General features: G+C 52.2%; 15 protein-coding genes. 5 read left to right on the top strand and 10 right to left on the bottom strand.

Annotation, left to right across the window (positions count from 1 at the left end; translation table 11 throughout):
* Positions 1-40: 40 nt before the first annotated feature.
* The 7 genes from AC1DUO_RS08120 to AC1DUO_RS08090 all read right to left on the bottom strand — a co-directional run bounded on the left by AC1DUO_RS08120 (position 41) and on the right by AC1DUO_RS08090 (position 6,739).
* The gene (locus tag AC1DUO_RS08120; protein ID WP_013578105.1) at positions 41-361 is read right to left on the bottom strand and encodes a DMT family transporter; all 321 of its coding nucleotides are present in this window, start codon (positions 359-361) and stop codon (positions 41-43) included.
* A 115-nt stretch (positions 362-476) separates the two neighbouring features.
* Positions 477-1,331, bottom strand: coding sequence for a LysR family transcriptional regulator (locus AC1DUO_RS08115; protein ID WP_014416647.1), 855 nt, complete (start codon positions 1,329-1,331; stop codon positions 477-479).
* Between the two features lie 87 nt (positions 1,332-1,418).
* Positions 1,419-2,132, bottom strand: a complete 714-nt coding sequence (locus tag AC1DUO_RS08110; RefSeq protein ID WP_112151437.1) for a DUF554 domain-containing protein — start codon at positions 2,130-2,132, stop codon at positions 1,419-1,421.
* Positions 2,133-2,171: 39 nt separating this feature from the next.
* On the bottom strand, positions 2,172-2,741 hold the full coding sequence (locus AC1DUO_RS08105; RefSeq protein WP_121019887.1) for a UbiX family flavin prenyltransferase: 570 nt from the start codon (positions 2,739-2,741) through the stop codon (positions 2,172-2,174).
* A 59-nt stretch (positions 2,742-2,800) separates the two neighbouring features.
* Entirely contained in the window at positions 2,801-4,300 is a 1,500-nt protein-coding gene (locus AC1DUO_RS08100; RefSeq protein ID WP_013578103.1) for a UbiD family decarboxylase, read from the bottom strand.
* A 246-nt stretch (positions 4,301-4,546) separates the two neighbouring features.
* Positions 4,547-6,013: a sensor histidine kinase gene (locus AC1DUO_RS08095; RefSeq protein WP_119262331.1), complete on the bottom strand. Its 1,467-nt coding sequence runs from the start codon at positions 6,011-6,013 to the stop codon at positions 4,547-4,549.
* Positions 6,014-6,016: 3 nt separating this feature from the next.
* A complete protein-coding gene (locus AC1DUO_RS08090; RefSeq protein WP_013578101.1) occupies positions 6,017-6,739 on the bottom strand; it encodes a response regulator transcription factor in 723 nt (240 codons plus the stop codon).
* Positions 6,740-6,893: 154 nt separating this feature from the next.
* On the opposite strand from AC1DUO_RS08090, the gene AC1DUO_RS08085 reads away from it, so the two are divergent.
* The 3 genes from AC1DUO_RS08085 to AC1DUO_RS08075 are packed head-to-tail and all read left to right on the top strand — an operon-like array spanning position 6,894 to position 8,652.
* The gene (locus AC1DUO_RS08085; protein ID WP_119262332.1) at positions 6,894-7,520 is read left to right on the top strand and encodes a cytochrome b/b6 domain-containing protein; all 627 of its coding nucleotides are present in this window, start codon (positions 6,894-6,896) and stop codon (positions 7,518-7,520) included.
* Positions 7,521-7,530: 10 nt separating this feature from the next.
* The gene (locus AC1DUO_RS08080) at positions 7,531-8,334 is read left to right on the top strand and encodes a molybdopterin-dependent oxidoreductase (protein ID WP_013578099.1); all 804 of its coding nucleotides are present in this window, start codon (positions 7,531-7,533) and stop codon (positions 8,332-8,334) included.
* 51 nt (positions 8,335-8,385) lie between these two features.
* Positions 8,386-8,652 (top strand): pentapeptide MXKDX repeat protein, encoded by a 267-nt coding sequence (locus AC1DUO_RS08075; protein WP_477986981.1) that lies wholly within the window; start codon positions 8,386-8,388, stop codon positions 8,650-8,652.
* 101 nt (positions 8,653-8,753) lie between these two features.
* Here AC1DUO_RS08075 and AC1DUO_RS08070 read toward each other — a convergent pair whose 3' ends face one another.
* Positions 8,754-9,143 (bottom strand): hypothetical protein, encoded by a 390-nt coding sequence (locus AC1DUO_RS08070; RefSeq protein WP_013578097.1) that lies wholly within the window; start codon positions 9,141-9,143, stop codon positions 8,754-8,756.
* Between the two features lie 159 nt (positions 9,144-9,302).
* Here AC1DUO_RS08070 and AC1DUO_RS08065 point away from each other — a divergent pair, with 159 nt between their 5' ends.
* Positions 9,303-9,557, top strand: a complete 255-nt coding sequence (locus AC1DUO_RS08065) for a ParD-like family protein (protein WP_013578096.1) — start codon at positions 9,303-9,305, stop codon at positions 9,555-9,557.
* Between the two features lie 37 nt (positions 9,558-9,594).
* Entirely contained in the window at positions 9,595-10,350 is a 756-nt protein-coding gene (gene map, locus AC1DUO_RS08060) for a type I methionyl aminopeptidase (RefSeq protein WP_477987008.1), read from the top strand.
* A gap of 55 nt (positions 10,351-10,405) precedes the next feature.
* Here map and AC1DUO_RS08055 read toward each other — a convergent pair whose 3' ends face one another.
* Positions 10,406-10,888: a PadR family transcriptional regulator gene (locus AC1DUO_RS08055; protein WP_223509528.1), complete on the bottom strand. Its 483-nt coding sequence runs from the start codon at positions 10,886-10,888 to the stop codon at positions 10,406-10,408.
* A 2-nt stretch (positions 10,889-10,890) separates the two neighbouring features.
* A complete protein-coding gene (locus tag AC1DUO_RS08050) occupies positions 10,891-11,703 on the bottom strand; it encodes a siderophore-interacting protein (RefSeq protein WP_119262335.1) in 813 nt (270 codons plus the stop codon).
* Positions 11,704-11,718: the final 15 nt, after the last annotated feature.

Raw genomic sequence — 11,718 nt, 5'->3', positions numbered from 1 at the left:
CTTTTACAGAGCGGCTTTGTCATGTTCCGCGTTGCCGCTTCTATCCTTTCGTCGCTACTTTCAGCAAAATTACGCCTGAAAAAATCAGCAGGACGGCGATGACCCGCAGCGGATTAAGGCTTTCGCCAAACATCACAACACCGAGAATGAAAGCGCCGATGGCGCCGATGCCTACCCAGACGGTGTAAGACGTGCCGAGGGGCAGCGTTTTCATGGAAATCGCCAGCAAAACGACGCTGAGTATCATGAAGAAGACCGTAAGCATACTGGGAATGAGACGGGTGAAACCGTGAGATTCTTTCATCGCGGTCGACCAGACCACTTCGAAAATACCGGCGAAAAGCAGATAAACCCAGGCCATAAAATGTCCTTAAAACACGCAAGGTCGTCCCTGCATCTGTATGGCTGAGTCTCTGGTCGTCCAGTCAGCATGAAGAGTGGGGATTATAGTTCACTCTTTCCTGACTTTACAAAATCTACGCCTCGGGCAAAAAAGAATCTTTTTCAGTGTGCAGGGTAATAATGGCCGGACGGAAAAGTTTCCCCTTCTGTTCGATTTCAAAGCTGCGGAAGTGACGGCTCTCACCCACTTCAGATCCCGGCATCAGCGCCGCACCGACCAGACCGTCGCGGAACATCTCGATCACCATCCGGGGTTCGGACACTTTCATGATCACATTCACGTCTTTCACTTCTTCATACAGTCGGTTGAGCAGCACTTCATACGTCCCCTCGCCGCCCATGCGGTGCAGCATCACCAGCGGGAAACCGGAGAGATCAGCAAAAGAAAGCGTGCGTTCCGGCAGCGTGCTCGCCAGTTCGCCGGACACCACCGCGACCAGTTTTATCGGCTCGAATTCACGCACGTAGAAAGAACGCACGTCGGCGGGCGTCTGGATCATCGCCATATCCAGCGTTTTGTTCATCACCAGCTCTTCCAGACTGGTCGATTCGGACACTAAAATGTTCGGATCCCAGTCCGGGTTTTTGCGGTACAGCTCAAGAAAAACGGTGTTGAAATAGCGCAGATAAAGGTAAGAAACGCCGATACGCACCGGGCGTTTTTTTTGCGAGGCGATATCGATGGCTTGTCTGGTGACGCTGTTAACCTGATTGAGGATGTCGCTGGTTTTGCGATACAGAAAGCGTCCGGCTTCAGTGAGTACCATTTGTTTGCTGGTGCGGATAAACAGCGGCGAACCGATTTCTTCTTCCAGCTCATGCAGGCGTTTTCCGAGCGGAGGCTGTGCGATATTCAGCACTTTCGCCGCTTTGCTGATCGAGCCCTGCTCAGCGATGGTACAGAAATAGCGCATTCTTTTGAGATCCATCTTTCTTTCCCTTCCTGTCAGTCTGGCCGCGTGACGCCCAGTATACAAAAAGCCACTTCACGGGGAAGTGGCTTGTGCGGACATCCGTCAGTGGATAAACAGGCTCCAGTAGTGGGAAATGGGCATGACCAGAATTAACGCCGGTAATAAATTTCCTACTGCGATAGATTTAATTCCGCTGATGCGAAAACCGGCCGCCAGCATAATAAAACCGCCTGCTGCGGTGAAATCACCCATCATTTCAGCATTGGTCAGCGGCAAAATAGACACCGCTGCCGAGGCGATAAGAAACTGCACAATCCACTGCGGAATAAAAATCAGTGCAACGGCATAACCCAGCACCGTAGCAAAAATCGCAGCTGTGAATAAATCCATGATGGCTTTTACGAACAGGATGTTCGGATCATGCGTCATGCCTTCGGTCATCGCCCCGATAATCCCGGTGCCACTGGCGCAAAACAGCACAATAATCGCCACGAATTTCTCGGTAAAAACGTTATGGTCCATGCCGGTATCCGGCGCAAATTTCGAAGCGATACCGCGTGCCATATTCCCAAGACGGGCAATATAGCGTTCGAGATAAAACAGTTCTCCGATAGCCGCACCGAGGATCACCGATAAAATCACTACCGGCATGCTGTGCATTTTCACCAGCAGTACGACGCCAAGCGCCATCGAGCACAAACCGAAGGTCTGGGGCAGCGAGGTTCGCAAGCGCTCTGGCATTTTTACGCCAAGAAAGCCCCCTAACAGGCCGCCAAGAATAATGGCACCGCTGTTAACAATAGGTCCAATTAACATGTTAACTCCACAAATTTGAGGTATTTCGCTCTGTGCTGTTTATCGGTCTTCGCCCCAGCGCTTAATATTGCCAACATCCAGGTCAAATAAATCCAGAGCACGTGCCACGCTGTGGTGAATAATATCATCCACGCTTTCAGGTTTATGGTACAGGGCGGGAACCGGCGGGAAAATAATCCCGCCCATTTCCGTCACCGCCTGCATATTTTTCAGATGCGACAGATTCAACGGCGTTTCTCTGACCATTAATACTAACCTGCGCCGCTCTTTTAATACGACATCTGCGGCGCGTGTCAGTAAGTTACTGGTGAGTCCGTGAGCAACAGACCCCAGAGTGTTCATCGAACACGGCGCGATAATCATCCCGATGGTTTTAAAAGAACCACTGGATACCGACGCCCCAAGATTATTAATGGAATGCACGTCATCGGCCAGCCGGATCACATCCTGCCGCCCGATATCGGTTTCGAGACTACGTGTCACTTCGGCACCTTTACTGATAATCAGGTGCACGTCGATATCGATATCGCGCAATATTTCCAGTGCCTTCATTCCATACTGAAATCCCGAAGCCCCGCTGATGCCGACAATTATCCGCCTTCTCTTCATTTCACCTCTCCGCCCTTCATACTTCGCACTGCAATGCGAAGTATGAAGGGCACATAATATTAATATTTAAAATCAGGCAGGAATTTCTTCACATCGACGTCTTTAAATTTGGAACGTTCGAAATGGGCTTTCAGATGAAACGGCACTGTGCAGTCGAAAATAGTTTTGCATGACATACCTTCCTGCAAAATACCTGGGCTGTAGGCTGGATGTTGCGAAGGATCCAGCGGATGGCAGCGCACACCCGGAATAGTGACGGTATCCACGTCGCCCTGATAGCGGGTTTGCATCGCCCACAGGATGTCATCGGTATCGAAAATATCCACATCCTCATCCACCAGAATCACGTGTTTCAGCTCGGAAAAGGCTGCAAACGCCAGCAGCGCGGCTTGTCTCTGACGGCCTTCATCCACCGGTGAGGATTTTTTAAATTGCAGCACCGCCAGTAACTTACCGCCACCGGAGGTGTGCGCATGCACATTCAGCACACGTCCCGGCATGGCGCGGTCGATCATATCCAGAATACTGGCTTCGGTCGGAATACCGGCCATGCTGACGTGTTCGCCGCTCGGGCCAAGCGTGGTTTGCAGGATAGGATTGCGGCGATGCGTCACCGCTTTCACCTTAATCACCGGCAGCGCGGCTTTGGCTTCACCGGTATAGCCCGGGAATTCAGGCATCGCTTTGCCGGTGTTGGTGTTCTGATCTTCACGGACACGCACGTCCGGCAGCAGTTCGCCTTCAATCACGATTTCGGCGTGGGCAATGGCTTTTTCGTCGATGGAAACACAGTGCGTCAGTTCCACCGCTTTCCCGCGTAATGCACCGGCAATGCTCAGTTCGTTGAAGCCCAGCGGCGTGGTGGGTGGCTCGAAGCAGGCGGCAATCTCAATCGCCGGATCAACGCCGATGCTGATGGAAATCGGCAGCGGTTTACCCGCACGCTCGGCTTTTTCGCGGAAAGCATCAATATGGCGACCCGGGGTCAGCCACATCGACAGTTCGTCGCGGCTCTGAATGCACAGGCGGTGAATGGTAATGTCGGATTCTTTGGTTTCAGGATCAGAGGCATAGCACATGCCCATGGTGAAATACGGACCGGCATCTTCTTCGGTATTGGTCGGTGCAGGCAGCAAGGTGCGCAGGTCAAAATTCGGATCATCCGCCAGATACGTCACTTCCTGACAGGGTGCCGTGCCGCGATCCACAACCACGGGCGCGATGGCGTTTTTCACCGAATCTTTCAGCAGGAAACCGAGTTTTTCCGGCGCACAGTTCAGCAGATAGCCCACACGTTCGCGGGTAGACATCAGGCCGGTGACCACACGCACCCCCGGAAAACCTTTGATGGTGTTAAACATCATCGCCGGGCCTTTACGGGTCGGACGTTCACAGGTTCCCCCGGCACCGACATAGCGGTACACGCCGGAGAGTTCCGCATGCGGATCCACTTCCACATCGGTACTGACCATTTCGCCTGGCAGGCTTTCTAAAAATGCAATCGCAGACCGGAGGTCGTGCACGTTATTATTTTGAGGGTGGCTTTCTTTCTTAGACATATTTTTATCCAGGTAAATAAATATTCCACATAATGAGAAAATTATTTTCATCGCCGGATTGAATATATATTTACTGCCGAAGATCAAAAAGTACCGTTTAAATTCACGCGCTAAACCTTTTTGGTTTATATCAAAAAAATAATAATTATTTAACACTAATCAATACATCACAATAACTTAATGACGAAACATTACGTTAATTCCGCCACGGCATTCATACCCTGACGGAAATTAAAAATCAGGAATTTAAACAGGTACGGAAAACTGAAAACAGGCACCGTGTTTCGGTTGTTCAATCAGCCGGATATCGCTGCCGTGGAGTTGCAGAATACGGCGCACGATCATCAGCCCCAGCCCGCCAGCACGGTGTTTATTGGTACTGAGGATTGACGGACGCACAAACAGGCTGTCTTTCAGCTCCGGCGCAATGCCCGGTCCGCTGTCTTTCAGTTGCACCATCACCTGCCCTTCCTGTTTCCACAGTTTTATTTCGATTACGCCGCCTTCCGGTGTAAAACGAATCGCATTATCCAGCAGATTTGTCAGCACCCGTTCAATCATGCCTAAATCGGCATTCACCAGCGGAATACCCGGTGTGATATCCGCCAGTAATTTTTGCCCGCGCGTTTCAGTCGCCAGTTCAAATTTCTGGAAAACATCCTGCACCAGTTCACTCAGCGAGAACGGTTCTTTCTGCGGTTTCACCACGCCATATTCCAGCCGCGCCAGTTCAAATAATTCCTGCGCCAGCCGCCCGACTTTTTTACTTTGCGTCAGGGCAATATTCAGATAACGCTGCCGGTCTTCGTTGGTCAGATGTTCAGCTTTCACCGACAACGTTTCCAGATAGCCATGCAGGGAGGTCAGCGGCGTGCGCAGGTCATGAGAAATATTGGCGATAAATTCCCGCCGCTGCTGATCCTGCACCATCAGACTTTGCCATTGCTGGTCGATACGTTTTGCCAGCGCGACAAACGCCTGTTGTAACTGCGTGACTTCATCGCGGGCGGCACCGGCCGGAGTATCCGTTTTCGCCAGCGCCTGAATTGCGTCCATGCCGCCGGAATCGAGTTGTGCAATCTGCCCCGTGAGTTTACGCACCGGGCGCGTCACCCAACGGAACGCCAGCGCACCGGCCAGCAGGCCAAACAGTGCCACCAGCCCCATAGACCGCAGCGCCAGAGAAATCGCCGACTGATACTGCGCGTCGCTGGTCAGTGCGGTGTATTCATCGCCGAGAAGCACGATATACACATAGCCTTTGGTCACACCGTCTACCTGCAACGGCGCGGCGCTGAATACCTGAGGGGTTTGCGGGTCACGCGGATTGTCGCCATATACCGGCATTTTCGCGCCGTGCAGCAGCGCATTCACCGGTGCTAAATCGATTTTCTGCTGTTGCAAGCGTCCCGGAGGCGCCGCATTGCCGACGATATTGCCGTCTTTGTCGAGCAGATACACCTCAACGCTCGGATTCACCGCCATCAGCTGATCAAACAGCGTATGGACCGCTTTCGGATCCCAGTCGCCCTGGCTGAGCAGCGGATTATTCGCCGCGATCTGCGTCGCCAGATTGGCCGACAGACGCTGGATCACCGACTGGCTGTACTGGTTGCTGGAACGCACCTGCATATAGCCGGAAAGCGCGCAGCAGGCGATCAGCAACACCATAAACACCAGAGTCAGTCTTTGCGCCAGCGTGAGATTTTTCATGATTTACCCTTGTGACGCCTCAGAAGAGGACACGAATTTATAGCCTTTTCCCCACACGGTCAGAATCCGTTCCGGCTCGGCCGGATTGGTTTCTATCTTGATGCGCAGCCGGTTGATATGGGTGTTCACCGTATGTTCATACCCTTCGTGTTCATAGCCCCAGACCTGATTTAACAGGCTGAGTCGCGAGAATACTTTGCCGGGATTTTTGGCAAAGAAATACAACAGGTCAAACTCGCGGGGCGTCAGCTCGACAGACTGATGATTGAGCATCACGTCACGCGCAATCGGGTCGATCACCAGCCCGGAAAAGCTCAGCGTTCCGGCATCCATTTTCAGATTACGGCTCATCGCTTCCTGCCGCCGGAACAGCGCCTTGACCCGCGCCACCAGTTCCAGCATAGAGAACGGTTTCGCCAGATAATCGTCCGCGCCCAGTTCCAGCCCGAGCACGCGATGTACTTCGCTGGAACGCGCGCTGATAATAATGATCGGCGTATACCGCGTCATATTGCGCGCACGGCGGCAGATTTCCAGACCATCAACGCCCGGCAGCATCAGATCGAGGATCAGCGCGTCCCAGCCGCCCTTCTCCAGATGTGCCACCCCCAGATTGCCGTCGGCGGCGTGGGTAATCTCATAACCTTCATCACGCAGATGCAGGCTGAGCAGTTCTGCGATATCCCCGTCATCTTCAACGATCAGGATCTTCTTCGTCTTATCCATGTGTTATCCCAAAAACGTGGCGTTTCCTAATGGTTTGAGTCTACACAAGCAACCGTCTGCGAGTTATCACATTTTATTTAACTTTGCGTGAGGTCTCGGGGAACAAATCCGCTCAATACTCGCTACATCACAGGGCGGACAGCCGGACTTCATTATGACAATACACACGGAATTACCTCATCAGGCAAAATCCAAACCGGCCACGGTGCACCCTTTGTGGCTGCGGCTGACCCACTGGCTGAATGCGCTGGCGGTGCTGATTATGGTGACCAGCGGCTGGCAGATTTATAACGCATCACCCCTGTTTGATTTTGATTTCCCGCCAGCGGTGACACTGGGTGGCTGGCTCGGCGGCGGTATTCAGTGGCATTTCGCCGGTATGTGGCTGTTCGGTTTTAACGGCCTGTTTTATCTGCTGATGAACATTTTTACCGGCCGGATGAAACAGAAATTCTGGCCGCTGACGCCACGCGGCATCTTCAATGATTTGCGGGCTGCCCTGCGTGGCAAGCTGAAACACGACGATTTACGGCACTACAACATGGTGCAACGTGCGGCGTATGTGTTCGTGATGTTCGACGGCATCGTGCTGGTGCTTTCCGGGCTGGTGGTGTGGAAATCGGTGCAATTCCCGCTGCTGCGCGAACTGATGGGCGGCTTTGATACCGCGCGTTATGTGCATTTTCTGGCGATGGCTTCACTGGTGGGATTCGTGGTGCTGCACATCGTGATGGTGGGGCTGGTGCCGAAAACCCTGATTGCCATGATCCGCGGGCGTTAAGGAAGACATGATGAAAAACATCGTTAAAAGAACCCTCAGCCAGATTTTCAGTCCTTCCGACAGCGAAGCGATTTTACAGGAAGCGAAAAAACAGATTATCCGCGAACTGGATGCGCCCTCCCGCCGCCTGTTTTTACAACGCGGACTGACACTCGGCGGCGTGGCGATGCTGACCGGTTGCGATATCAGCGATAACGCCAGCGTGGAAAATGCGCTGGGCAAAATCTCCGGTTTCAATGACCGCGTGCAGGGCTGGCTGTTCGGTTCAACACGCCTCGCGCCGGTGTATGCCGAATCGATGATCACCCGTCCGTTTCCGTTTAACGCTTTTTACGCCGAAGACGACGCGCCACAAGTCGACGGCAACGCTTACCGCCTGAAAATCGCCGGTCTGGCACTGGATAAACGCGAATGGTCACTGCCGACGCTGTACAAAATGGCGCAGGTCAGTCAGGTGACGCGACACATTTGTGTCGAAGGCTGGAGCGCGATTGGTAAATGGGGCGGCGTGCCGTTCGGCGATTTTCTGCGCCTGATCGGGGCAGATCTCACGGCGGAATATGTCAGTTTTAAATGCGCCGACGCGTATTACACCAGTATCGATATGGCGACGGCACTGCATCCGCAAACCCTGCTGGCGCTGACCTATGACGGCCAGATTTTGCCGCGACAATACGGCTTCCCGATGAAGCTGAGGATGCCGACCAAACTCGGCTACAAGAATCCGAAACACATCGAAGTGATTGAAATTACTAATAAATTTACCGGTGGCTACTGGGAAGATCAGGGCTACAACTGGTTCGGCGGAAGCTGAACACTCTCCACAACACCCTTTGTACATCAAACCTATAGAGAAGGATTTACCATGAAAAAGTTAACCATAATGATGATGTCTGCTTGCCTGATGATGGGCGCAGTGAGCACCACCTATGCCGCTGACGCAATGGCGAAGAAAGACACCATGGGCCATATGTCAAAAGACTGCATGAAAAAAGACAGCATGAGCAAAGACACTATGGCGAAAGACAGTATGGGCAAAGACTGCATGTCGAAAGATCACATGAAGAAAGACAGCATGTCGAATGATTCCATGTCCAAAGACGCGATGAAAAAAGAGTCCCCGGACCAGTAAGCGCCACTAAACCCGGCCATATAGCGAAAACGCCTCCGTCTGTTCAGCGGAGGCGTTTTACTTTCTGTTAAGAGCCAATACCCCGCCCCCTTAACACTTAATTATTTTGTGGCACTGGACGCCAGGCGAATCTGAATATCATTGTCGAGATTATTCACCCAATGGTTGTAACTGCGGTGAATCTCGCCTTTCCCGGCCAGCAGATTGGTGCTGCCGACATAATTAATGGTGTAGCCGCGGGTGTCATAGGTAATACGGATATCTGCTTTGTGTTCACGGTTATTCAGATGACCGTTAATCACGCCCGGTGCGCCATCCGTCATTATCCAGCCACGTTTTTGCCCTGCGTCGATAATAGCGGTTCTGATCTGACTTTCTGAATTATGGGTTGCCAGCGTGGTATGCGGCGTCGTTACCGGCTCGGTACGCGCGCAGCCAGAAAGCGCCATGACACAGACAAGGCCGATAAGTAACTTACTTGTAGATTTCATGTGAACCTTTTGGATTTAAAATTTGAGATAAGAGCTTGAAAAATCAACACAATATACGCCATTTTCCGAAAGGTGTCATGAAACACGCTGGTTGAGTTTCGTTTTCGCTTTGCGTAGTATATAAAATATATATGATTCGTATACTACCGAGGCAAGCCCATGGGTATCATTAAGATTTCAGAACTGATGCACGAGAATTTGCGTATTGCCAGCATGGCTTATACGCGTTCGATGAACGCACAGGCCGAGCACTGGATGAAGATTGGCATGCTGATGGAAACCCATCCTGATATGACGCACAGCCAGATTTCGCAATTGCTGGTGCAGTGCAGCATGGAATCTGAAGAAAACACCGGAAGTATCCGCACGCTGTTAAACGTGGGTGGCACACACAGGAAGGCAAGCAATGAATAATGGTTTAGACAGCAGGTATTTCGTCAACAATAACCGCATGGTCAAAACGCCGGAAGGCATCGATAAAGCCCGTATCGCCGGTAAACTGGCGGCGCGCGTGTTGCATATGATCACGCCGTACGTAGTGCCAGGCGTTACGACCAACGAACTGGACCGCATCTGCCACGATTTTATCGTCAACGAATTGCAGGCGATCCCGGCCAATATCGGTTATCACGGCTATCAGAAAACCACCTGCACCTCCGTCAACCACGTGATTTGTCACGGCATTCCTTCCGATAAGGCGCTAAAAAAAGGCGACATTGTTAACATCGACGTGGCGCTGATCAAAGACGGCTGGTACGGCGATACCAGCCGTATGTATTACGCCGGTGAACCCGGCATTATGGCGCGCCGTATGGTGGATACCACCTATGAAGCAATGATGGCCGGTATTGCAGTGGTACGTCCCGGCGCAACACTCGGCGACGTCGGCTTTGCGATTGCTGCGGTGGCGAAACGCGAAGGTTTTTCCATTGTGGAAGAGTATTGCGGTCACGGCATCGGCATGGGTTATCACGAAGATCCGCAGGTGCTGCATTATGGCGAGCAAGGTCACGGGCTGGTATTGCAGGAAGGCATGTTATTTACCATCGAGCCGATGCTCAATGCCGGTAAAAAACAAAACAAAGTCCTGCCCGATGGCTGGACCGTGGTGACTAAAGATCATTCGTTGTCCGCACAATGGGAACATATGATTGCGGTGACGAAAGATGGTTATGAAATACTGACCCCGTGGCCGGAAGATAAGTGACAATACCGGGACAGTAAAGCCTCCATCCGGAGGCTTTTTGCTTTCTGAGGTACGGCTAACTGCGCTCGATTTCTTTTGTCGCCCGGTCTAACGCATCGGTGATTTTATACAGTGTCTCCTGTCCGATGGGGCCTTTCGCCAGCCGCAGGTTCAGCGCCATGCGGATATTGTTTATCGCGCGCTGCATTTCAGGAATGCTGCGATTGTTGGATAAAATCGCCAGCGAATGCAGTTTCTCCGTCACTGAGCCGAGCAGTTCTCCCTGTTCAGCCAGCGATTGCGAACCTTCCGGTGTAATCGCATATTGCTTCTTACCGCCCTCTTCCTGGCTGGCCGAAATCAACCCCTGTTCTTCTAAAAAGGTCAGGTTCGGATAAATGATACTGGCGCTCGGCGTGTATTCACCTTTGGATAATTCTTCGATGGCCTTGATCAGCTCATAACCGTGGGCGGGACGCCGCTGCAAAAAATGCAGCATCAGCAGGCGGATATCCCCCGTTTCGAACATTCTTTCGCGGCGGTGTTTATGATTCATCATCGTTATTTATTATGCCAATAGGCCACACAACGCACCAGGTTCGCATCCAATCCACGGGTTTCCACGAAATAATCATTCAGCCCTTTGGCGAATTTCCCTTCACCGGTGACCCAGATGTAGTAATCGCTTTCTGGCAGCGGCAGGCTTTTCAGTTTTTTAACCGCCGCGTCATCTTCCTGATAACCGTTGTGCTCATCGCTGACAATCCATTCAATGTTGAAGTCTTGTTCATCATCTAAATAGCTGACGCAACTCACGTCTTTCACTTTCACCAGCACGGTGATTTTGGCGTCAGACGCCGCCTGTTTCAGCTCACGCAGACGGCGTTTCACCGCCGGAAGACCGGTTTCATCGCAGACATACAACTGCCATTTATAGGTGGTCGGGATGATCAGTGAACCACGTGGCCCGCCGATGATCAGTTTATCGCCCGGCTTCGCATCAGCCGCCCATTCGCTGGCGACACCCCCGTCGTGAATATAGAAATCCAGTGTCAGTTCGTTGGTCTGTGCATCGTAATGCAGCGGCGTGTATTCGCGGTTCAGCGGACGCGGCCCTTCGCCCCACACAATCCCTTCTTCGGTTGCAGCGGGTGGTGTAATGGCATCCCCCGGATTCGCCGGGAAAAACAGTTTGATGTGGTCATCGAAGCCGCGTGACGTAAACCCGGTCAGCTCGTCGCCGTTTAATACAATGCGTTTAAAACAGCCGGAAATCGTTTCACTGCTTTTTACCGTGATATGACGGAAAACCAGTTCGTTTTTGACCCGGACCGGCAGGTTTGCGGCAGGGGTTTCAGTGCGATGTTGTGCCATCACGTTCTCTCTTTT

It is taken from the genome of Rahnella sp. P4_A8 (assembly GCF_056402435.1).
This window is presented reverse-complemented; position numbering and strand designations above follow the sequence as displayed.